18 protein-coding genes are annotated in these 21375 nt (G+C 70.9%); 12 read left to right on the top strand and 6 right to left on the bottom strand.

Translation table 11 applies throughout. The features are described from left to right. The first annotated feature begins 63 nt into the window (after positions 1-63). From ABEA43_RS11720 to ABEA43_RS11710, 3 genes are read left to right on the top strand one after another with little or no spacing between them, the layout of a single operon-like run. A complete protein-coding gene (locus tag ABEA43_RS11720) occupies positions 64-576 on the top strand; it encodes a PadR family transcriptional regulator (protein ID WP_345561050.1) in 513 nt (170 codons plus the stop codon). Between the two features lie 10 nt (positions 577-586). Continuing rightward, positions 587-1465, top strand: a complete 879-nt coding sequence (locus tag ABEA43_RS11715) for a 1,4-dihydroxy-2-naphthoyl-CoA synthase (protein ID WP_345561047.1) — start codon at positions 587-589, stop codon at positions 1463-1465. Between the two features lie 51 nt (positions 1466-1516). Further along, the gene (locus tag ABEA43_RS11710) at positions 1517-2440 is read left to right on the top strand and encodes an aminoglycoside phosphotransferase family protein (RefSeq protein WP_345561046.1); all 924 of its coding nucleotides are present in this window, start codon (positions 1517-1519) and stop codon (positions 2438-2440) included. Between the two features lie 3 nt (positions 2441-2443). On the opposite strand, the gene ABEA43_RS11705 is transcribed toward ABEA43_RS11710, so the two are convergent. Beyond that, a complete protein-coding gene (locus ABEA43_RS11705) occupies positions 2444-3367 on the bottom strand; it encodes an NADP-dependent oxidoreductase (protein WP_345561044.1) in 924 nt (307 codons plus the stop codon). Positions 3368-3508: 141 nt separating this feature from the next. Between ABEA43_RS11705 and ABEA43_RS11700 the strand changes: the two genes are divergently transcribed. From ABEA43_RS11700 to ABEA43_RS11690, 3 genes are read left to right on the top strand one after another with little or no spacing between them, the layout of a single operon-like run. Next, a complete protein-coding gene (locus ABEA43_RS11700; protein WP_345561042.1) occupies positions 3509-4060 on the top strand; it encodes a hypothetical protein in 552 nt (183 codons plus the stop codon). Then, positions 4060-6171 (top strand): flotillin family protein, encoded by a 2112-nt coding sequence (locus ABEA43_RS11695; RefSeq protein ID WP_345561041.1) that lies wholly within the window; start codon positions 4060-4062, stop codon positions 6169-6171. The genes ABEA43_RS11700 and ABEA43_RS11695 overlap by 1 nt, the downstream gene beginning before the upstream one ends. A gap of 6 nt (positions 6172-6177) precedes the next feature. Then, positions 6178-10998: a DNA repair ATPase gene (locus ABEA43_RS11690; protein ID WP_345561039.1), complete on the top strand. Its 4821-nt coding sequence runs from the start codon at positions 6178-6180 to the stop codon at positions 10996-10998. Between the two features lie 63 nt (positions 10999-11061). On the opposite strand, the gene ABEA43_RS11685 is transcribed toward ABEA43_RS11690, so the two are convergent. Further along, complete coding sequence (locus tag ABEA43_RS11685; protein ID WP_345561037.1) at positions 11062-11541, bottom strand: MarR family winged helix-turn-helix transcriptional regulator; 480 nt, start codon at positions 11539-11541, stop codon at positions 11062-11064. A gap of 51 nt (positions 11542-11592) precedes the next feature. Here ABEA43_RS11685 and ABEA43_RS11680 point away from each other — a divergent pair, with 51 nt between their 5' ends. Beyond that, positions 11593-12738 carry an FAD-dependent oxidoreductase gene (locus ABEA43_RS11680; protein ID WP_345561035.1) on the top strand — a complete coding sequence of 382 codons (1146 nt, stop codon included), beginning with the start codon at positions 11593-11595 and terminating at the stop codon, positions 12736-12738. A gap of 10 nt (positions 12739-12748) precedes the next feature. Here the strand turns inward: ABEA43_RS11680 and ABEA43_RS11675 are convergent, their stop codons facing one another. Then, positions 12749-13615, bottom strand: a complete 867-nt coding sequence (locus ABEA43_RS11675; protein WP_345561034.1) for a 4-hydroxy-tetrahydrodipicolinate synthase family protein — start codon at positions 13613-13615, stop codon at positions 12749-12751. 71 nt (positions 13616-13686) lie between these two features. Between ABEA43_RS11675 and ABEA43_RS11670 the strand changes: the two genes are divergently transcribed. Next, entirely contained in the window at positions 13687-14556 is an 870-nt protein-coding gene (locus tag ABEA43_RS11670; RefSeq protein WP_345561032.1) for a LysR family transcriptional regulator, read from the top strand. 73 nt (positions 14557-14629) lie between these two features. Here ABEA43_RS11670 and ABEA43_RS11665 read toward each other — a convergent pair whose 3' ends face one another. Next, the gene (locus ABEA43_RS11665) at positions 14630-15220 is read right to left on the bottom strand and encodes a TetR/AcrR family transcriptional regulator (RefSeq protein WP_345561031.1); all 591 of its coding nucleotides are present in this window, start codon (positions 15218-15220) and stop codon (positions 14630-14632) included. An 80-nt stretch (positions 15221-15300) separates the two neighbouring features. Here ABEA43_RS11665 and ABEA43_RS11660 point away from each other — a divergent pair, with 80 nt between their 5' ends. After that, the gene (locus tag ABEA43_RS11660) at positions 15301-16257 is read left to right on the top strand and encodes a quinone oxidoreductase family protein (RefSeq protein ID WP_345561030.1); all 957 of its coding nucleotides are present in this window, start codon (positions 15301-15303) and stop codon (positions 16255-16257) included. Between the two features lie 103 nt (positions 16258-16360). Here ABEA43_RS11660 and ABEA43_RS11655 read toward each other — a convergent pair whose 3' ends face one another. After that, complete coding sequence (locus ABEA43_RS11655; protein WP_345561731.1) at positions 16361-17305, bottom strand: serine hydrolase domain-containing protein; 945 nt, start codon at positions 17303-17305, stop codon at positions 16361-16363. Between the two features lie 128 nt (positions 17306-17433). Here ABEA43_RS11655 and ABEA43_RS11650 point away from each other — a divergent pair, with 128 nt between their 5' ends. Then, positions 17434-18873, top strand: a complete 1440-nt coding sequence (locus ABEA43_RS11650; protein ID WP_345561029.1) for an ATP-binding protein — start codon at positions 17434-17436, stop codon at positions 18871-18873. A gap of 5 nt (positions 18874-18878) precedes the next feature. Here ABEA43_RS11650 and ABEA43_RS11645 read toward each other — a convergent pair whose 3' ends face one another. After that, the gene (locus ABEA43_RS11645) at positions 18879-19418 is read right to left on the bottom strand and encodes a flavoprotein (protein WP_345561028.1); all 540 of its coding nucleotides are present in this window, start codon (positions 19416-19418) and stop codon (positions 18879-18881) included. Between the two features lie 205 nt (positions 19419-19623). On the opposite strand from ABEA43_RS11645, the gene ABEA43_RS11640 reads away from it, so the two are divergent. After that, the gene (locus tag ABEA43_RS11640; RefSeq protein ID WP_345561027.1) at positions 19624-20604 is read left to right on the top strand and encodes a polyprenyl synthetase family protein; all 981 of its coding nucleotides are present in this window, start codon (positions 19624-19626) and stop codon (positions 20602-20604) included. Positions 20605-20689: 85 nt separating this feature from the next. Further along, the gene (locus ABEA43_RS11635; protein ID WP_345561025.1) at positions 20690-21361 is read left to right on the top strand and encodes a hypothetical protein; all 672 of its coding nucleotides are present in this window, start codon (positions 20690-20692) and stop codon (positions 21359-21361) included. Positions 21362-21375: the final 14 nt, after the last annotated feature.

The following is a 21375-nucleotide window of genomic DNA, read 5'->3' as shown; positions in this document are numbered from 1 at the left end:
TCACGTTCCTACAGTGACATGTCGAAGCTAGAACCTCCTGTGGAGATATGTCAATATAGGAATATGAGTCTTCGACACGCCGTGCTGGGACTGCTCACCGAGGGACCCGCCAGCGGATATGACCTGATGAAGCTGTTCGACGTCTCGCTGGCCAACGTCTGGCCGGCCACGCAGAGCCAGCTCTACGCCGAGCTCGGCAAGCTGGCCGACGCCGGGCTCGTGGACGTCGCGGCCGAAGGACCGCGGGGCCGCAAGGAGTACGCGGTCACCGAGGCGGGCCTGGCCGAGCTGCGTCACTGGATCAGCGACGTGGAGCCGGTCCGGCCGGCCCGCAGCGACATGCTCCTGCGGGTGTTCTTCCTCGCCCAGCTCGCGCCGGAGCAGGCCAGAGCATACTTCCGCCGCCAGGCCGAGCTGACCGCCAAGCAGCTCGAATACATGGAGGGCATCCGCGGCTTCGTCGAGGAGGGCACCGACGACCTGTCGGTGTACGGCAGGATCGCCCTCGAATACGGCCTGCGCCTCGGGCAGGTCCAGCAGGAGTGGGCCGAATGGGCCGAAGGGCAGATCCGTTAGGCTCTCGCCCATGGTCTCCGAGCTGTTCGATCCCAAGGCGTGGCAGGCGGTCGAGGGATTCGACTTCACCGACATCACCTACCACCGGGCGGTCGACCAGGGCGCCGTGCGGATCGCGTTCGACCGGCCCGAGGTGCGCAACGCGTTCCGCCCGCAGACCGTCGACGAGCTCTACCGCGCGCTCGACCACGCCCGGCAGAGCCCCGACGTGGGCTGCGTGCTGCTCACCGGCAACGGCCCGTCGCCCAAGGACGGCGGCTGGGCCTTCTGCTCCGGCGGCGACCAGCGCATCAGGGGCAAGGACGGCTACCAGTACGCCGACGGCACGGCGGCCACCGGCCGGCTGCACATCCTTGAGGTGCAGCGCCTGATCCGGTTCATGCCGAAGATCGTGATCTGCGTGGTGCCCGGTTGGGCCGCGGGCGGCGGCCACAGCCTGCACGTCGTGGCCGATCTCACCCTCGCCAGCGCGGAGCACGCCCGCTTCAAGCAGACCGACGCCGACGTGGCCAGCTTCGACGGCGGCTTCGGCTCGGCCTACCTGGCGCGGCAGGTCGGGCAGAAGTTCGCCAGGGAGATCTTCTTCCTCGGCGACACCTACACCGCGGCCGACGCCCACCGCATGGGCATGGTCAACGCCGTGATCCCGCACGCCGAGCTGGAGGCCACCGCGCTCGACTGGGCCCGCAAGATCAACGGCAAGTCGCCCACGGCGCAGCGGATGCTGAAGTTCGCCTTCAACGCGATCGACGACGGGATGGTCGGGCAGCAGGTGTTCGCGGGCGAGGCGACGCGGCTGGCGTACATGACGGACGAGGCGGCCGAGGGGCGCGACTCGTTCCTGGAGAAGCGCGAGCCCGACTGGTCGCCGTTCCCCTGGCACTACTGACGGCCGGATAACCGGAGGCCTCTGGCCTGGTGCCAGGGGCAGACTGAGGGCATGAGGATCAAGGTGCCCGCGGCGTTGACCGCATCACATGTGAAGTACGACGGGGAGGCCGGGCGCGCCTGGTCGGCCGGCCTGCCCGCGCTGGCCGAGCGCTATCTGGAGGAGTGGGCGCTCCGGCTCGACGGCGAGCCCAGGCACGGCGTGGTGTCCCTGGTCCTGCCCGTGCTCCGCGAGGACGGCACGAAGGCCGCGCTCAAGCTGCAACCCGTCACCGACGAGAACGACACCGAGGCCCCCGGCCTCGCCACGTGGGCGGGTGACGCGTCGGTGCTGCTGCTCGACTCGGACCCGGCGACCGGCACCCTGCTGCTCGAACGGCTCGAAGCCGACAGATCGCTGTCCAGCCTGCCGGACGACATGGAGGCGATGGGCATCCTGGCGGACCTGCTGGCCCGCCTGACCGCCTATCCCGCGCCCGAGGGGATGCGCCGGCTGGGCGACATCGCCCAGGCCATGCTCGACGACGTGGACCAGGCGGTGGCGAAGCTGCCGCACGAGCGCAACCGCCACTGGATGCGCTGGTGCGCGGCGGCGGTCGCCGAGCTCGTCCCCGAGCCCGGCGACCGGCTGCTGCACTGGGACCTGCACTACGACAACGTGCTGGCCGCCGAACGGGAGCCGTGGCTGAGCATCGACCCCAAGCCGCTGGCCGGCGACCCGGGGTTCGACCTGATGCCCGCGCTCGACAACCGGTGGGACGACGTGGTCGCGTCGGGCGACGTGGCGCGGACGGTGCTCAAGCGCTTCGACCTGATGGTGGAGCGCCTCGGGCTCGACCCGCGGCGGGCGGCCGGCTGGACGCTCGGCCGGGCGCTGCAGAACTGCCTCTGGGACGTCGCGGACGGCGGCGACGGCACGGACGAGTGGATCGAGATCCAGCTCGCCGTCGCCGAGGCCGTGCGGCAACGCCAGTAGGGGTCAGATCGACAGGACGATCTTGCCCTGGCCGTGGCCGGTCTCGATCTCCCTGTGCGCCTCCGCGGCCTGCGCCAGCGCGTACGCCCTGCGCACCGGGAACGCGAACTGCCCCTCGGCGTACAGTGCGGCGTAACGCCCGAGCCGCTCCGCGGTGCGCTCCCCCTGCACCAGCCTGACGCCCAGATCGGCCGCCTTGGCGTGCTCGACCAGGGTGACGATGCGCCCACGGTCCTTCACCAGCTCGATCGAGACCTCCAGGGCGTGCCCGCCCGCGCCGTCCAGCGCCGCGGCCACACCGCCGGGGGCGAGCGCCCGTACCCGGTCCGCCAGCCCGTCCCCGTACGCGACCGGGATGGCGCCGAGGGCGCGCAGGTAGTCGTGGTTGGCCTCGCGGGCGGTGCCGATCACGGTGGCGCCGCGCCTCCTGGCGATCTGCACGGCCGCCGTGCCCACCGACCCGGCCGCGGCGTGCACCAGCAGCGTCTCGCCGTCCGCCACGCCGATGCCGTCGATGGCCAGCTCGGCGGTCTGCACGCCCGCGGTCAGCCCGCCGGCCACCTCCCAGGGCACCCCGGCGGGCTTGGCCGCCACGTCGGCCGCCGCGACCACGATGTACTCGGCGTAGGCGAACAGCCGGGAGAACCCGAGCACCTCGTCCCCCGCCGCCACCCCGGTCACGCCCGCGCCCACCTGATCGACCACGCCCGCGAACTCGTTGCCGGGGATGCGCGGGTAGCCGATCTCCCCCATGTAGGGAGGCAGCCACCCGGCTCGTACGGCCGCGTCGAACGGCTGCACGCCGGCCGCCCGGACCCGCACCCGCACCTCTCCGGGACCCGCCTGCGGGGCGGGCAACTCCATCACCTTCAGCACGTCGGGGCCGCCTGGCTCGGCGAAGGCCGCCGCTCTCATCACGTCGCTCATGCCCCCAGCCTGGTACCTCAACCTAGGCTGAGGTCAACTGTCCGCTTTATCAGACTGTTTCGGGAACTTTCGTCTTTAGTTGCGCTTTATCTAGATAGAGTCCGTCAGGACAACACCGGGGGATGGGTACACCGAGGCGGTATGACCAACTTCATACTCACTGCATTGAGCTTTCCCACTGTCATTTTCAGCTTCCTTCTCGTCGTGGTCGTCGGTTATTGGCTGACCGTCATCACCGGCCTGTTCGAGCTGGAGGACGACGCGACGTGGCTGGGCCTCGGGGGAGTGCCCGCCGGAATCACGCTCTCGCTGCTGATCGCGGTGGCGTGGCTGCTCTGCCTGATCGGCAGTCAGGTGGCGAGTGGCGGCCCGTTGATCGCCGTCCCCTTCGCCGCCGCGGCCCTGAGCTGGCTTGCCATCCGTGGCCTGCTGGTTCCGCTGCGCAGGCTGTTCCCCGAAGGGGACCGGCACTCGCGCGGCGACTTCGTCGGCCAGATGTGCGTCATCCGCACCGGCACGGCCACCCCCGACTTCGGCCAGGCCGAAGTCACCGCCACCGACGGCTCGTCCGCGGTCGTGCAGGTCCGTACGACCGGACAGGACCGCCTCGCGCGCGGAGACAACGCACTCATCTTCGAATACCACAAAGACGGCGAATTTTTCTGGGTCATGCCCTACGAAAGCGAGCACTGATGGACGTCATCTCTACCGGCTTCGGCATATTCCTCGCCGTCATCCTGATCGTCGTGATTGGCCTGCTGGTCGTCGTCGGCCGCCTTTTCCGCAAGGTGGAACAAGGCAAGGCGCTGATCGTGTCGAAGGTCAACAGAGTCGATGTGACGTTCACCGGCGCCGTGGTCCTCCCCGTCGTCCATAAGGCCGAGATCATGGACATCTCGGTCAAGACCATCGAGATCGAGCGGACCGGCCGCGAGGGCCTCATCTGCCGGGACAACATCAGGGCCGACATCAAGATCACGTTCTTCGTCCGCGTGAACAAGACCGCCGAGGACGTCATCAAGGTCGCCCAGGCCATCGGCACCGCCAGGGCCAGCGACGAGACGACGCTGCAGGAGCTGTTCAGCGCGAAGTTCTCCGAAGCGCTGAAGACGGCCGGCAAACACCTGGACTTCGTCGACCTCTACACCAAGCGCGACGAGTTCCGCGACGAGATCGTCCGGCTCATCGGCACGGACCTGAACGGCTACAGCCTCGAAGACGCCGCCATCGACTACCTGGAGCAGACCGCGCTGCACCAGCTCGACAAGAGCAACATCCTCGACGCGCAGGGCATCAGGAAGATCACCGAGCTCACGGCGATCGAGCACATCCGCACGAACGAGTTCCAGCGCAACGAGGAGAAGGAGATCACCCGCCAGAACGTGGACGCCCGCGAGGCCATCCTGGAGCTCAAGCGCCGCGAGGCCGACGCCGAGCTCAAGCAGCGCCGCGAGATCGAGACCGTCAGGGCGCGCGAGGAGGCCGAGGTCGCCCGCGTGCAGGCCGAGGAGCGGCTGCGCGCGGTGACCGCCAGCATCAAGACCGACGAGCAGCTCGGCGTGCAGCAGGAGAACCAGGCCCGCGAGATCGCGGTCGCCGAGAAGAACCGCGAGCGCGTGATCGCGATCGAGAGCGAGCGCATCGAGAAGGACCGCATGCTGGAGGTCATCGCCCGCGAGCGGGAGACCGAGCTGTCGCGCATCGCGAAGGACAAGGAGGTCGAGACCGAGAAGCGGTCGATCGCCGAGGTCATCCGCGAGCGCATCGCCGTCGACAAGACGGTGGCCGAGCAGGAGGAGAGCATCAAGCGGCTGCGCGTGGTCGAGGAGGCCGAGCGCACCCGCCAGAGCGTGATCATCGCCGCCGAGGCCGAGGCGCAGGAGAGCCTGGTCAAGGACATCAAGGCGGCCGAGGCCTCGGAGGCGGCCTCCAAGTTCAGGGCCCGCGAGGAGCTCGTGCTCGCCGAGGCCAGGCAGCAGGCCGCCGAGCTCGACGCGCGCGCCAAGATCCGGCTGGCCGAGGGCATCCAGGCCGAGACCGCCGCGAGCGGCCTGGCGCAGGTCCAGGTCAAGGAGCGCGACGCCGACGCCATCGAGAAGGTGGGCCGCGCCGAGGCCGCGGTGCTGAAGGAGCGGCTCGCGGCCGAGGCCGACGGCGCCAGGGCCATGGCGACGGTCGAGGGCGACCGGCTCAAGGCGCAGGCCGAGGGCGAGCAGGCGATGGCGCTGGCGGGCGCGACCGCGGTCGGCGAGAAGCTGAAGGCCGAGGCCGAGGGCCTGACCCTGAAGGCGGCCGCGATGGCCGCGCTGGACGACGCCAGCAGGGGCCACGAGGAGTACCGCCTGCGCCTGGAGGCCGACAAGGAGATCCGGCTCAAGCACATCGACGTGTCCCGCCAGGTGGCGGAGTCCCAGGCGAGTGTGCTGGCCGCCGGGCTGGCCAAGGCCAACATCGACATCGTCGGCGGCGACACGATGTTCTTCGACAAGGTGGTCGGCTCGATCACCGCGGGCAAGGTGGTGGACGGCTTCGTGGACCACTCGCAGGTCGCGGGGGCCCTGGTGGGTCCGTACGTCAACGGGACCGCCAGCCTGGCCGCCGACCTCGCGAACGTGGTCGGCGGGGTGCGTAGTGAGGACCTGAAGAACCTCACCGTCTCCGCCCTGCTCATGAAGCTCATCCAGAGCGGCGGCCCGCAGTCGTCCGCGCTCGGCGAGCTGCTGGAGACGGCCCGCCGGCTGGGCGTGGCCGACTCCCCGGTGGCCGCGCTGAGCCCGGTGAGCCTGGCCGGAGCGAAGGGCTGACGATCTGTGGGCATTCTGGAAGCCGGCACGGAGCTGGAGGCGGGGACGTACGAGGTCCTCAGGAACCGGCTCCGGGCCCAGGCCAAGGCGCTCGCGGCGGCGGCCGGGACGCTCAACGGGCAGCGGCTGAGCGTGTTCGGCGGCGCGGAGCTGCGCCTGCTGGGCACCGAGCGGATCCGGACCGAGAACAACTGCGTCCCCAGGGACATCGTCTCCCTGGGCGACGTGATGTTGTTCGGCTACAACGTCTTCATCGGGCTCAAGCCGGAGACGACGGTGGCGGACGTGTTCGCGGTGCACCGCTTCTCCAGGGACGGCGACGCCTTCAGGTTCGACGCCGACAAGCTGGAGACGCTGGACGACGCGACCTTCAAGAAGGACTTCGCCGAGCTGTACCGCTACTACAAGGAGACGCGGCTCCAGCAGCTCAGGCGGGTGGACGGCAAGCTGCTGGCGGTGTTCCAGACGGGTCAGGCGGACCTGCGGGTGCTGCGCTGGACGATCAGCAACGGCGGAGTCCCGAAATATCTGGATAACAGGGGGGAGCGTGACCACACCTTCCCCCCGTCCCACGACTTCGAGTGGACGCCGACCACCCGCGACGACCACGTGCTCGGCCGACACCCGCACATCTCCATCGGCGGCGAGGTCTTCGTCGAGACCGTCGGCGGCGACCTGACCATCAAGGTCGAGGACAACACGGAGAGCGGCGCGGGCATCTACGCCGAGCCGGTCGCCGAGCCGCTGCAGAGCCTGGCGGACGCCGACGTCGAGTACACCCGCGTGGGCCCGCTCATCCTCATGCGGATCAGGCCGTACAAGGAGACCGTCTGGCGGCACCTGGTCTTCAACACGCGGACGAAGACCGTGGCCCGGCTCGACGGCATCGGGCAGGCCTGCCAGCGGCTGCCCGAGGACCAGGGGCTGATCTTCCCCGGCGGCTTCTACCTGACGACGGGGCTCAGCAAGACGTTCGACACGGACGTGACGGATCTGGAGTTCGAGCGGGTGGTCCGCTCCCCCAACGGCGAGGACGTCCTGTACGTCTTCCACGCCAGGGGCGACGGCCGCTCGCTGCTGCTGCCGTACAACGTGATCAGGAAGGAGGTGGCCAACCCCATCGTCTGTCACGGCTACTCGCTGTTCGACGACGGCACGATGGTGGTCTTCCGCGCCACTTCCGAGGAGCCGACCAGGGTCCACCCGATGCAGGTGTGGCAGACCCCGTACGTGTCCGACACCTACGCCGCCGCCCAGCCTGCCGGGACGGGCCCGCTGGAGCGCATCGGCAACGCGGAGCTGGTGCGCGGCGTCTCCGACTGCCTGTCCGTCTCCCGCATGGTCGAGGAGATGGCGCCGTCGGCCGGGACGTTCGAAGGGCTGATCGCCGCCTGCACGCGGGCGTTCGACTCCTACCACTGGCTCGGCGAGCACGGCCTGCGCGGGCCGCTCGCCGACGTGCGCGCCACGGCCGAGCAGGTGCTCGACGAGTACGAGAACGTCGAGCAGCTCACCCGCCTCGCCGCGCAGACGCTCACGAAGGCCACGGAAGAGACCACCCACCTGGTACGCGAGGCCAGGGCCGGCACCCCGGTCACCGCCGACGCCTGGGTCACCACGCTGGCCACGCTGCGCAGGGCCCAGGGGCACCTGGTGACGCTGCGCGAGGTCCGCTACATCGACCTGGCCGCGCTCGACGGGCTGGCCGCCTCCCTGACGGAGGAGCTGGGCTCGGCCGGCAAGCGCGCGGTCGCCTTCCTGGAGGGCGCCGACGCGTTCACCGGCTACCACGCGGCCGTCGAGCGGCTGGCCGCCGACGCGGCCGCGATCGGCACGGTCGCCGAGGCGGTCCCCGTCGCGGACCGGCTGGCCGACCAGGCGGAAGGGCTGGAGGTGGTGACGGAGGTGGTCGGCTCGCTGGACATCGCCGACGCCACCGTCCGCACCTCCATCCTGGGCCGGATCGCCGAGGTGCTCGGCGGCGTGAACCGGGCCAGGGCGCTCCTCGACGGCCGCCGCCGCGAGCTGCTGGGCACGGAGGGCCGGGCGGCGTTCGCGGCCGAGTTCGCGCTGCTGGGCCAGGCGATCACGGGTGCGCTGGCGATGGCCGACACGCCGGACAAGTGCGACGACCAGCTCGGCCGGCTGCTGCTGCAGGTGGAGGGCCTGGAGTCGCGGTTCGGCGAGTTCGACGACTTCGCGACGCAGCTCGCCGCCAAGCGCGACGACGTGTACGAGGCGTTCTCGTCGCGCAAGCAGACCCAGCTCGACGCGCTGGCCAGGCGCGCCGACCGCCTCTTCGCCTCCGCCGAGCGCGTGCTGGGCGGGATCACCAGGCGGCTCGGCACGCTGAGCTCGCTGGACGAGGTCAACACCTACTTCGCCACCGACCCGATGGTGGCCAAGGTCCGCTCGGCCACCGCCGAGCTGCGCGGGCTCGGTGACGCCGTACGCGCCGAGGAGCTGGACGGGCGGGTCAAGTCGGCCCAGCAGGAGGCCGGGCGCGCGCTGCGGGACCGGCTCGACCTGTTCTCCGACGGTGGCGAGACGCTGCGGCTCGGCCACCACCGCTTCGCCGTCAACACCCAGCCCATCGATCTGACGCTGGTGCCGCACGACGGGGCCATGCATTTCGCGATCACGGGAACGGACTACCGCGCTCCCGTGCCCGACGCGTTCGCCGACACCCGGCCCTTCTGGGACCAGCTCCTGGTCTCGGAGACGCCGGAGGTCTATCGGTCCGAGCACCTGGCCGCCTCGCTGCTGGACTCGGTCTCGACCGGCGCGCCCCTCGCCGACCTGGTACGTCAGGCCGCCGAGTCCCGCTACGACGAGGGCTACGAACGCGGGGTCCACGACCACGACGCCGCCGCCATCCTGGACACGCTGGTGCGGTTGCGCGAAGGGGCGGGGCTGCTGCGTTACCCGGCCGAGGCGCGGGCGATGGCACAGCTGTACTGGGCTTTCGGCGCGGACGAGGTTTCACGTAAAACATTCGCCACCCGGGCCGTGTCGCTGGTGCGGGCGCGGGCGGTGTTCGGCCGTACGCCCGCCCTCGACGCGCTGGCCGCGGAGCTGGGCGGCGCGGTCGCGGAGTTCGTGACGGGCCTGCGGATGAGCCCGGCGCAGGCGGCGGGCCTCGCCGGGGAGTACCTGGTCGAGGAGCTCGGCGGCGCCCGGCCGGGGTTCGTGACCAGCAAGGCGGCCCGTGACGTCCTCGACGGCTTCCGCCAGGCGCTGGGGCCGGTGAAGGCACGGGAGTTCGAGGAGGATCTGAAGGCCGTGCCGCTGGCCGAGCGCCTGCAGCTCGCCCAGGCCTGGATCACCGCCTACCACCAGGGTCCCGAGGTGGCCGAGGTCATCGCCCTGCAGCTGTGCGACCACCTGCCCAGGCACGACTCCAGCGCCGCGACCACGGAGACCGTGGAGGGCCTGCTCGGCGCGCACCCGCGCATCACCGACCGCAGGCTGGAGATCAGGCTCGACGAGCTGCTGACCAGGACGCGCGCGTTCGGGGCCGAGCGGGTCCCGGCCTTCCGCGCCTACCAGCGGCGGCGGAGCGAGCTGGTCGAGGCCGAGCGCCGCCGGCTGCGCCTGGAGGAGTACAAGCCCAAGGTCATGAGCGCGTTCGTGCGCAACCGCCTGCTCGACGAGGTGTACCTGCCGCTGATCGGCGACAACCTGGCCAAGCAGCTCGGCGCGGCGGGCGCGGGCAAGCGGACCGACCAGATGGGCCTGCTGCTGCTCATCTCGCCGCCCGGCTACGGCAAGACCACCCTGATGGAGTACGTGGCCAGCCGGCTCGGCCTGGTGTTCGTCAAGGTGAACGGGCCCGCGCTGGGCCACGAGGTGACCTCGCTGGACCCGGCGGACGCGCCCGACGCGACGGCCAGGCAGGAGGTGGAGAAGATCTCGTTCGCGCTGGAGACGGGCAACAACACGCTGCTCTACCTGGACGACATCCAGCACACCTCGCCTGAGCTGCTGCAGAAGTTCATCTCCCTGTGCGACGCCCAGCGCCGCATCGAGGGGGTCTGGAACGGCCGCACCCGCACGTACGACCTGCGCGGCAAGCGGTTCGCGGTGTGCATGGCGGGCAACCCGTACACCGAATCGGGCCGGCGGTTCCGCATCCCCGACATGCTCGCCAACCGGGCCGACGTGTGGAACCTGGGGGACGTCCTGTCGGGCAAGGACGACCTGTTCGCCCTGAGCTACGTGGATAACGCGCTCACCTCCAACCCCGTGCTCGCGCCGCTGTCCGGCCGCGACCGCACGGACGTGGAGCTGCTCGTACGGCTGGCCCGCGGCGACACCACGGTCAGGGCCGACCAGCTCCAGCATCCCTTCAGCCGGCCCGAGCTGGATCAGATCCTCAGCGTGCTGGGCAAGCTGGTCCGGGTTCAGGAGGTCGTGCTGGCCAACAACCGGGCCTACATCGCCTCGGCCGCCCAGTCCGACGCCGCGCGCACCGAGCCCCCGTACCGGCTGCAGGGCTCGTACCGGAACATGAACAAGCTGGCCGAGCGCATCGTCCCGGCCATGAACGACGACGAGCTCGAAGCGGTGATCGACGACCACTACGCGGGCGAGGCCCAGACCCTCACCTCGGACGCCGAGGCCAACCTGCTCAAGCTCGCGGAGCTGCGCGGGCGGCTGACCCCGGAGCAGGCCGAGCGGTGGGCGGTGGTCAAGGCCGCCTACCTCAGGGGCAAGGCGCTCGGCGGGGCCGAGGACGACCCGATGACCAGGGCGGTCGGCGCGATCGGCCTGCTGGCCGACCGGGTCCGCGAGGTGGGCACGGCGATCAGGGGGTCGGAAGGCTGAGATTCCTGGGCCGGCCGGGGTGGCCGGCTCAGGGGGCCGGAAGGCTGAGGCTCCTGGGCCGGCTCAGGACGTCTCCCGCACCAGCTCCTCGGTGGCCCGTCGCTGCAGGGCGGTCGACCGGTTGACGAAGTCGAGGATCAGCTCCAGCTCCGCATCGGTGTAGCGCCCGTACAGCTCCGACAGCGCCGCCACGAACGGCTCGAACAGCTCGGCGAACCCGGCCAGCCGCTCGTGGTTGATCTCGACGATGACCCGGCGCCGGTCCTTGGTGTCGCGTACCCGGCGTACCAGCCACTTGGCCTCCAGCCGGTCGATCAGCCCGCTGACCGTCGCGGGCGCCAGCCCCGCGTGCTGCCCGATCTCCCCCGCCGTCAGCGGCCCGAGGCGTTGCAGCAGGTCGAGGGTCTTCTCCTCGGTCATGCCCAGGCCCAGCCGCTCCCCCATGGCGCTGTGGTACATCACGGCGGCGTTGCTGTTCTCCCGGCCCGCCATGCCGAGCGCCTCCAGCAAATTCTTTCGGTGCTCCGAAATATCTCTGGACATCGCCGCTCCCGCCGCCATATATTTCGTTCGACCGAACGAAAGGTTATCACCATGAAGGCTCTGATCATAGGGTGCGGCATCGGCGGCCCCGTCACCGCGATGGCCCTGCGCGAAGTGGGCATCGACGCCGAGATCTTCGAGGCGTACGGCCAGGGCGCGGAGGACGTCGGCTCGTTCCTGAACATCGCCTCGAACGGCCTGGCCGCCCTGCGCGTGCTCGGCGCGCACAGGAAGGTGCTCGCCACGGCCATCCCCACCCCGCGGATGGTCATGTGGAGCGGCTCCGGCAAGCGGCTCGGCGAGGTGGCCAACGGCCTGCGCCTGGACGACGGCACCGTGAGCCACACCGTCCTGCGCTCCGACCTCTATCGGACCATCCGCGACGAGGCCGCCCAGCGCGGGATCCCGATCTCGTACGGCAAGCGCCTGATCTCGTACGACGACAGGGGCACGGACGTGGTGGCCAGGTTCGAGGACGGCACGGAGGCGACCGGCGACCTGCTGATCGCGTGCGACGGCGTGCACTCGCGCACCCGGCAGCTCCTCGACCCGCAGGCGCCCGCGCCCCGCTACAGCGGCCTCTACAGCTTCGGCGGGATCGTCAAGGACGCCGGCGTCACCGGTGAGCCCGGCGTGTACAACATGGTCTTCGGCAAGCGCGCGTTCTTCGGCTACAGCGTGGCCGAGTCGGGCGAGACCTGGTGGTTCGCGAACCTGCCCAGGCGGCTCGGAGACGTGCCGGCGGACTGGAAGCCGGTGCTGGTCAAGGCGTTCGAGAACGACGCGAACTTCTCCGCCGAGCTCATCGCCAACGGCGACGTCGAGCTGGCGCTGCCCGTGCACGACCTGCCGCCGGTCCCCGTGTGGCACCGCGGCCGGGTCCTGCTCACCGGCGACGCCGCGCACGCCACCTCGCCCAGCTCAGGCCAGGGCGCCTCGCTGGCCATCGAGGACGCGATCGTGCTGGCCAGGTGCCTGCGCGACAGCGGGGACCACCGGCAGGCGTTCGAGCGGTTCGAGGCCGAGCGGCGGCCGCGGGTGGAGCGGGTGGTGGCGTACTCGCGGACCATCAGCAACAGCAAGGCCGCGGGCCCGGTGGCCCGGGTCTTCCGCGACCTGATGCTGCCGATCTTCCTCAAGAAGAGCGCGAGCCAGGAGTCGCTCGCCTGGATGTACCGCTACCAGGCGAGTCTGTGAAGCCGCCGGATCACCCTGCCAGGGCCACGGCGCGCGACACCGACTCGTCGCCGGCGGGCACCAGCGGCAGGCGCACGTCCGGGGTCGGGATCAGGCCCTGGGCGTGCAGCACCCCCTTCAGCACGGTGGGGTTGGGCTCGGCGAAGAGTGCCGTGGACAGCTTGTTCAGCCGGTGCCCGAGCGCCCTGGCCCGCGCCACGTCCCCCGCGTGCCAGGCGTCCGCCAGCTCGACGAAGCTCGCGGTCTGCAGGTGCGCCGAGGCCAGGATCCCACCGGCCGCCCCGAGCGCCAGCAGCGGCGACACGAACGCGTCGTCGCCGGCCACCACCTCGAACCCGACCGGCAGGTCCCCGAGCAGGTCGATCGCGTCCTGGTCGATGCCGCCGGCCGCGTACTTCACACCGGCGATCTTCGGATGCGCCCCCACGCGCCGCAGCGTCGCGGCGCTCACCGCCTGACCCGTCCGGTACGGGATGTGGTAGACCACCAGCGGCACCGGCGACTCCTCCGCCAGCGCCTCGAAGTGCGCGATCACGCCGCGCTCGCCCGGCCGCAGGAAATAGGGCACGGTCACCAGCGCGGCCCCCACACCTTCAGGCAGGTCCCGCAGCGCCCTGGCCGTCGAACGCGTGTCGTTCCCCGTCACGCCCACCGTCAGCAACGCCTGCCGCTGCGCGCAGATCCGCGCGCACACCTCGATCACCCGCGCCCGCTCTCCGGGGTCGAGCGCGGCCACCTCACCCGTCGTGCCCAGCGCGACCAGGCCCGCGGCGCCCTGGTCGAGCACATGGGCGGCGAGCTTCTCTATGGCGTCCGCGGCCACCTCGCCCGACGGGGCGAAGGGCGTGATCAGCGGTACGTGGATTCCTCTCAGCATGCTTAGAGCGTGGCCTGGGGGAACCCGTTAGGTCCAGCGCGGATTTCTACGCTTGAGCTTAAGGTGAGCTTATGCTCGATCCGCGCAAGCTTCTCCTTCTCCGCGAACTGGCCAGGCGGGGCACGATCGCCGCGGTGGCCGAGGCGGTGACGTTCACGCCGTCCGCGGTCTCCCAGCAGCTCAGCGCCCTGGAGCGGGAGGCGGGCGTGCCGTTGCTTGAGCGTACCGGCCGGACGGTGGCCTTGACGTCCGCCGGGCAGCTGCTGGTCGAGCACGCGCAGGCTGTGCTGGAGCAGCTCGAACGCGCCTCGGCCGCGCTGGCCGCCGCCAAGGGCGGGCCTTCTGGGCCGCTGCGGATCGGCGCGTTCCCGACGGCGGCCCGCGTGCTGCTGCCGCCCGCCCTCGCCGGACTGACCGGCGCGCACCCCGGGCTGGAGCCGATGGTCTCCGAGATCGACCCCGCCGATGTCTCGGCCGCTCTGCGCGCGGGAGAGCTGGACGTGGCGCTCGTCCACGAGTACGACTTCGTGCCGCCGGTCACGGACGCGTCCATCGAGGCGGAGGCGTTGTTCAGCGAGGCGATGTACCTGACCGACCGGCCGTCCATCGCCGCCGCCCGCGGGGACTCGTGGATCACCAACAAGCCCGGCACCCTCTGCCACACCATGGCGATCAGGGCCTGCCAGGCGGCCGGGTTCGAGCCGATCGTGCGGCACCACATCGACGACTTCGACACGGTGCTGGCCTTCGTCGCGGCCGGTCAGGGGATCGCGATCGTGCCCCGCCTGGCGGCGATCGACCCGCCGAGGGGGGTGGCGCTCACCCGGCTGCCGCTGAGCCGCCGCACGCTGGCGGCGTTCAGGAGGGGGAACGGCGCGCACCCGGCGATCAGAGCGGCCGTCGCCGCCTTCCACACCGCCGTCGCCCACCTCCCCCTCTGACCCGCACCCGAAGGACAGCCGACGGGCAGGGGGAGCCGGCGGGCGGGCACCTCCGGCGGGCCGGCGGGCGGGGTCACTCCTCCCCCATCAGCCCCCTGACCAGTGCCGCGAAGCTGGCCGCCAGCCCTTCGTACTGGCCGGCCCGCAGCTGGCTCGCGACCGGCTCCATGTGCAGCGTGCCGAGCAGCATGTGCGCGATCTGCCCGGCATCCACGTCGGGCCGCCGTTCGGCGATCAGCACCGACACGTGCCGATGCCAGAACAGGTAGATCGGATTGGCCTCTCTCGGCTGCTCGGCGGCGGACTTCCTGGTGACCATGGCGTGCTCGTGCGCCGCCATGAGGTTCCCGTTGCGCGCGGCCAGCTCCGCCACCGCCGCGAAGAACGCCACCAGCCGCTCGGCCGGATCCGCTCCCGGGCCGAGCGGCGGCGGTCCGTCGGTCACCGCCTGCTCCAGCCCTCGCGCCCGCTCGGACATGAGCTCCAGCATGAGCCCCGTACGGCTGCCGAACCGATGGAAGACCGTCCCCTTCCCCACCCCCGCCGCGCTGGCGACGCGCTCGACGGAGACCTGCTCGGGCGGATGCCGCCGCAGCAGTTCTTCGGCCGCCCGCAGGATCGCCTGCCTGTTGCGCGCGGCGTCGGCCCGCTCTCGACGTTCCATCCGGACATTCTTTCCCATGGACAAACTTGACCAGTGGTCCATATATTATCTGGACCACTGGTTCAGTTTAAGGAGTGACCATGCGTGCGATCGTCCTGACCGAGATGGGCGGCCCCGAGCGGCTGGAGCCGGCGGACCTCCCGCGGCCCAGCCCGGCCGCGGGCCAGATCCTCATCCGCGCCGAGGTCGTCGGCGTCAGCTTCGCCGAGACGCAGATCAGGGCCGGAAAGCTGCCGTTCCCGCTGCCGCTGCCCGCCGTGCTCGGCGCGGAGGCGGCCGGCGAGGTCGTGGAGGTGGGCGAAGGAGTCGATGAGAAACTGCTGGGCAGCACGCGGGTAGGCGTGACCGGTGGCCTCGGGGCGTACGCCGAGTATGTGATCATGCCCGCCGCCATGACCTGTCCCGTGCCGGACGGGGTGACCCCGACGGCGGCGCTGGCCGTGGCGGCGCCCGGCGCGATCGCCCTCGGCCTGCTCCATCGGGCGCGCCTCGACGGCGGCGAGACCGTCCTGGTGGAAGCGGGCACCAGCTCGGTCGCGACCTATCTGGTGCGGCACGCCAAGGAGTTCGGCGCGGCGCGGGTGATCGCCACGGCGGGCTCGCCCGCCAAGCGCGAGCGCGCCGCCGCCCTGGGCGCGGACGTCGTGCTCGACCACGGCGCGCCCGGCTGGCAGGACGAGCTGCCCGACGACGTGGACGTCGCCTTCGAGTCCATCGGCGGGATGTCGGCCAGGCGTGTGCTCGACCACCTCACGCCGGGCTCTGGCCGGCTGCTCTACTACGGGCTGCTGAGCGGCGAGCCGGCCGCCATCACCGCCGCCGATGTCATGGACCGCGGGGTGACGCTGGTCGGGTGCAGCGGTCCCGGCTGGGCGGGGCAGGTCTTCGGCACGCACTATCCGGAGATGCTGGCCAGGCTCGCCTCGGGCCGGAGCGCCGCGCACATCGACAGGACGCTGCCCCTGGAGGAGGCCGCCGAGGCCCACCGCCTGGTGGAGAGCGGCGCGACCACGGGCCGCATCCTGCTCCAGCCCTGAACCACGGGCCGCACCCCGCTCCACCCCCGACCCGGCAGGACTGCCTGCCGAGTCGAAGCGGCTTGCCGAGGACCAGGGCGAGACGCTCAGGAAGAAGGCCCGCCTACCTGTCGAGGACCGCGTCGAGCACGGCGGTGGCGCTGTCCTGGCCGCTGTCGTACTCGCCGGCCGTGACCGCCACGACCAGGTCCTCGCCGGGCGCCACGAGCAGCCGTTGCCCGCCGTTCCCGATGCATTCGGCCCAGCGGTGCTCTCCGGTGTTCACGTACCACTGGTAGCCGTAGTGGAAGTCACCGTCGATCACCACGCGCGGCCGCAGCATCTCCTCGATCCACCCACCGGGCACGACGTCCCGGCCGCCGTCGAGCACCAGCCGGCCGACGGCGGCCAGGTCGATCGGCCGCAGCCGCAGCCCAGAGGCGGCCGCCTCCACCCCGTCGTTCCCCTTGAACCAATCGAACGCGCGGATCCCCAGAGGCTCGAAGAGCATGGCGGCGGCGTACTCCGCCAGCGGCCGCCCGGCCCCGCGCGCGATGATCCCGCCGAGCAGCGCCGTGGCCCCGCCGCTGTAGTGCCACCGCGTGCCCGCCTCTTCAACGAAGGGACGCCCCAGCACGTACCGGTAGCGGTCGGCCGCCAGCTCCATCGCGATCTCGCTGTTGGCCGGATCCGTGTACGGCAGACTCTCGTCCCAGTCGAGCCCGAGCGTCATGGTCAGCACATGCTCGATCGTCAGCCGCGCCCGCGCCGGATCCTCCCCCAGGTCCGGATATTCCGGGAACTGCCCCATCAACCTCTCGCCCGGCTCCGGCACCAGCCCGTCCCTCAGCGCGATGCCGTACAGCAGCCCCACGACGCTCTTGGTGACGGAGCGGAGATCGTGCAGCGTGTCCCGCCCGAACTCGACGTGCCCCAGCGGCACGTTGAGCCGATGGTCCTGGCCCGCCCCATACCGTTCGAGCACGACGTCCCCGCCCCGCAGCACCACGAGCCCGTGCAGGTTGGGGGCCTTGCCACTGCGCAGCACGTCGTCCACGCGGTCAGCCATTGCCACGATGTCTCCTCCAGAAAGTCGGCACATCCTGGCATACCGCCTCACACCGTGTCAGGCGCAAGAACACAACTAAGATAGAATCTAAGTAAGATACGATCTTACTTAGACGATGGGTGACCTTGATGGGGACAGGCTTCTCCGGCCGGGCACACGATCTCCGGCTGCTCGACGAGCAACTCGACCTGGTGCTGAAGCAGAAGCTGACGACCAGAGGGCGAGCCCTGATCATGACCGGCCGGCGACGGGTCGGGAAATCACGCCTGGTGCAGGAGTTCTGTGACCGTTCGGGGCTCCCGTACATCGTCTTTCAGGCGTCGCGCAGCCGGACGCCCGCCGCCGAACGGCAGGACCTCGTCCAGAGCGCCGCCTGTGCCGGGTTCCCGGACGCCGCGCTGATCCAGGGCGCCCGGCCGCAGGACTGGAACGAAGCGTTGAGAGCCCTGGCCATAGCGGCCGGCGACACCCCCTGTGTCATCGTCCTCGACGAGGTGCCCTGGCTCGTCGAGCAGGACCACGAGTTCGAAGGAGCACTCCAGACGGTCTGGGACAAGTTCCTGTCGGCACGACCGATCCTGCTGATCCTCGTGGGCAGCGACCTCGCCATGATGGAGGCCCTCCAGGAGTACGGCCGGCCGTTCTTCGGGCGAGCCGCGCACATGACCGTCAAGCCACTGCATCTCGGCGACGTCGCGGCGATGACCGGCCTGCACGCGGCCGACGCCATCGACGCGCTCCTCATCACCGGCGGCTTCCCGGAGATCGTCCATTCCTGGGAGCCAGGGCTTTCCCGCACCGACTTCCTGAACCGCAGCATCGCCTCTCCGCTGTCACCGCTTCTCGCCGCCGGCGCGCTCACTCTTCTGGCCGAATTCCCCTCCAGCGGCCACACCCGGACGGTGCTGGAGGCCATCGGCACGGGCGAGCGCACCTTCGCCAACATCGCCGCCAGGACGGGCGGCGCGGCTCCGCTGCCGTCGGGAACGCTCGCCCCGATACTCAACGCCCTGGCGGCGAAGCAGGTCATCGCCACCGACCTGCCGCTGTCCACCAGGCAGGACACCAAGAACAAGCGGTATCGCGTCGCCGACCCCTACCTGCGCTTCTGGCTGGCGTTCCTCCAGCGCGCGATCGCCGACAGCGAGCGTGGCCGTCCCGATCTCGCCCTGCGGCGCATCGAACGCTCCTGGACGGCGTGGCGCGGCCGGGCGGTCGAGCCCGTCGTCCGCCAGACGCTCGCCAGGGCGCTGCCGGACGGCACCTGGCCGGACACCGAGGAGATCGGCGGCTGGTGGAACCGCCAGAACAACCCGGAGATCGACCTGGTCGGCGCGGACAGGGGGCCGGTCGCCGGCCGCGTCCACTTCGCCGGGTCGATCAAGTGGCTCGACCACCGGCCGTTCGATCGTCACGACTACGACGCGCTCACCCGCGGCGCGGCCCACGTCCCCGGAGTCACCGGCGACACCCCGAAAGTGGCCGTGTCCCGAGCGGGCACCGAGCCTGGGCTGCCCCTCGACCAGGTGTGGCGCCCACAGGACCTCCTCGACGTCTGGCGCTCCTGACGCTCTTACGTTGCGGGGAGCTCCGCCAGTGCGCGCTTCCAGGGGTAGTCGTCGTAGTGGTCGGGGCCGTCGCTCGGCGGGTGCGGCTCGAACTCCCCCGGTCCGAGCAGCACCCGTACCCCGTCCGCCCGCAGCCCCTCGACGCTGCGCAGGAAGGGGGCGCGAAAGGCCAGGGCGCTGTTGACGAAGGGCAGCACGACGACGGGGATGCCGAGCCCGGGGGCTTCGGCCAGGACGCCGAGCGCGTAGGTGTCGGCGATGCCCGCGGCGAACTTGTTGATCGTGTTGTACGTCGCCGGCGCCACGATGATCGCATCGGCCCGGGGCGGCCGGGGCTCGGACGGCTTGCGGTACTGGCTGCGTACGGGCCTGCCGGTCTGATTCTCCAGCGCCGGCACGTCGATGAAGGCGAGCGCGGACGGCGTGGCGACTATCTGGACGACCCAGCCCTCCTCCTGCGCCATGGCGACGAGGCGGCCGGCCTGCGCGGCGGGCCCGGCCGCGCACACGACGAGATAGAGGACCCTGCCCGGCGATGCGGTCACGCGACGGCTCCCGTCCGCGGGCCAGGCGGCGGCCCGCACTGATCGCCAGCATGCCAGGCGCCTGAGCAAAGGACGGCAGCGGGCTGAGGCCCGAGCGAGGGCCGGCAGCGGGGAGACCCGCGGGCTGAGAAGGCCCTCAGGGTTTCTCAGGTGCGGCACAGGGTTTCTCAGGCGTGGCACAGCGATTCGGAAGCAGGCTGGGGACATGGATCAACTACTGCGCAACCCGGCCGTCGAACAAGGACTGATCCGGGTCGAGGCCAGGATCCGCCGCCTGAGCGGGTCGTCCGCGCTGCCGGGGATCAACGCCGGGGCCGAGCGCATCGTCTCGGCCGGAGGCAAACGGCTGCGGCCCGCCCTGACGCTGGCCACCGCACTCGCGCTCGGCAAGACGCCCGACCGCCGGGTGATCACCGCCGCCGCGTGCGTCGAGCTCATCCATGCCGGCTCGCTGGTGCACGACGACCTCATGGACCAGGCCACCGAGCGCCGCGGCACCAGGACGCTCAACGCCGAGCTGGGCGACGGCAAGGCGCTGGTGATCGGGGACTTCATGCTGGCCAGGGCCGGGCTGGCGGCCATCACCGCCGTGTCCAGGCCGGTCGCCGAGGTGCTCGCGGCCACCGTGGTCGAGCTGGCGGAGGGCCAGTACCTGGAGACGACGGACCTGTTCAACGCCGCGCGCACCCAGGAGAGCGCGGTGCGCTCCATCACCGGCAAGACGGCCGCGCTGTTCAGGGCCGGCTGCCTGGTGGCGGCGGTCTGCGCACGGGCCTCGGCCGAGGAGCGGGCGCGGATGGCGGCGTACGGGGAGAAGTTCGGGCTGATCTTCCAGGTGCTCGACGACCTGCTCGACCTGACCGCCTCCAGCGCGCAGCTCGGCAAGCCGGCCGCGAACGACCTGCGGCAGGGCGTCTACAGCCTGCCCCTGCTGCTGGCCGGCGACGGCGTCCGCGACCTGCTGGGCAGGGGCATGAGCGACGAGCAGGTGGCGGAGGTCCTGCGCAGGCTGCGGACGAGCAGCATGGTGGACGACACGATCGCGTACTGCCGCGGCCTCGCCTCCGACGCGCTGGCCGCCCTGCCGGTGATCCACGATCAGGAGATCGCGAGCATCCTGTACGGTCTCCCGGCCGCGTACATCGATCGCGTAGCCGGCATGGCCCGCCTGACCACCGTCGGTTGAGATTTGTTGGAACAATTGGTAGGAATCATCTTCATTTCCCGAAAAAGGTGCTCATACTGGAGTTACTCGCCCCAGGAGCACGCTCATGCGGAAGACGCCCCTTCGCCTGATCCGGGAGGACGAGCTGGCGTCGAGCCAGTTCCTCCAGCTCGCCGCGGTGGACTTCACCGGCATCTACGCCGTCCACCTCGCCGCCAAGGAAGAGCGCATGAAGATGACCAGGCTCGCGCTCAGCCTGCTCGCCGGCCCGTTCCTGGCGGCGATCGCGCTGGCCAGTGCCAAGGTCGTCGACCCGCAGAGCCTGACGGAGTGGGACCGGGTGCCGTGGTACCTGTTCGCCCTGGTCACAGCGTTCGGCCTGCTCAGCGTCCTGCCGTTCCTGCGGCTGATCGAAGCGGTCAACGCGCATGCCAGGACCGCGCGGGCGATCAACAACTTCCGCCTGCTCTACGCGACCAGGCTCAGGACGGTGCTCGACTGGAGCCCGAACCTGCCGATCGACCCGCGGTTCCCCGAGACGTACGCGCCGCTGGCCTGGCCGGGCGTCAACGTCATGATGCTCTCGCTGGTCAACTCCACGTACCTGACCGTCGGGGTGACCGGCCTCGGCAGCCGGGAGCCGAGCCTGCTTCTGCTCATGACCGGCATCCTGCTCGTCGCGCTGATCCACTACGCCGTCTACTACGTGCGCTGCAACGTGACCAGACGGCGCCGGCTCCCGCAGCACCCCTACGAGTTCCCTGATCTGGAGACCTGAATGCCCGGCCCACC

This window comes from Nonomuraea rosea (genome assembly GCF_039539705.1).
Classification (GTDB): Bacteria; Actinomycetota; Actinomycetes; order Streptosporangiales; family Streptosporangiaceae; genus Nonomuraea; species Nonomuraea rosea.
Note: the sequence above shows the minus strand (reverse complement) of the source record. Positions and strands in the feature narration are given on the sequence as shown.

Coding starts and splice junctions, on each gene's coding strand:
- ABEA43_RS11720 (WP_345561050.1), top strand. CDS start 64: ATGAGTCTTCGACACGCCGTGCTGGGACTGCTCACCGAGGGACCCGCC.
- ABEA43_RS11715 (WP_345561047.1), top strand. CDS start 587: ATGGTCTCCGAGCTGTTCGATCCCAAGGCGTGGCAGGCGGTCGAGGGA.
- ABEA43_RS11710 (WP_345561046.1), top strand. CDS start 1,517: ATGAGGATCAAGGTGCCCGCGGCGTTGACCGCATCACATGTGAAGTAC.
- ABEA43_RS11705 (WP_345561044.1), bottom strand. CDS start 3,367: ATGAGCGACGTGATGAGAGCGGCGGCCTTCGCCGAGCCAGGCGGCCCC.
- ABEA43_RS11700 (WP_345561042.1), top strand. CDS start 3,509: ATGACCAACTTCATACTCACTGCATTGAGCTTTCCCACTGTCATTTTC.
- ABEA43_RS11695 (WP_345561041.1), top strand. CDS start 4,060: ATGGACGTCATCTCTACCGGCTTCGGCATATTCCTCGCCGTCATCCTG.
- ABEA43_RS11685 (WP_345561037.1), bottom strand. CDS start 11,541: ATGTCCAGAGATATTTCGGAGCACCGAAAGAATTTGCTGGAGGCGCTC.
- ABEA43_RS11680 (WP_345561035.1), top strand. CDS start 11,593: ATGAAGGCTCTGATCATAGGGTGCGGCATCGGCGGCCCCGTCACCGCG.
- ABEA43_RS11675 (WP_345561034.1), bottom strand. CDS start 13,615: ATGCTGAGAGGAATCCACGTACCGCTGATCACGCCCTTCGCCCCGTCG.
- ABEA43_RS11670 (WP_345561032.1), top strand. CDS start 13,687: ATGCTCGATCCGCGCAAGCTTCTCCTTCTCCGCGAACTGGCCAGGCGG.
- ABEA43_RS11665 (WP_345561031.1), bottom strand. CDS start 15,220: ATGGAACGTCGAGAGCGGGCCGACGCCGCGCGCAACAGGCAGGCGATC.
- ABEA43_RS11660 (WP_345561030.1), top strand. CDS start 15,301: ATGCGTGCGATCGTCCTGACCGAGATGGGCGGCCCCGAGCGGCTGGAG.
- ABEA43_RS11655 (WP_345561731.1), bottom strand. CDS start 17,305: ATGGCTGACCGCGTGGACGACGTGCTGCGCAGTGGCAAGGCCCCCAAC.
- ABEA43_RS11650 (WP_345561029.1), top strand. CDS start 17,434: ATGGGGACAGGCTTCTCCGGCCGGGCACACGATCTCCGGCTGCTCGAC.
- ABEA43_RS11640 (WP_345561027.1), top strand. CDS start 19,624: ATGGATCAACTACTGCGCAACCCGGCCGTCGAACAAGGACTGATCCGG.
- ABEA43_RS11635 (WP_345561025.1), top strand. CDS start 20,690: ATGCGGAAGACGCCCCTTCGCCTGATCCGGGAGGACGAGCTGGCGTCG.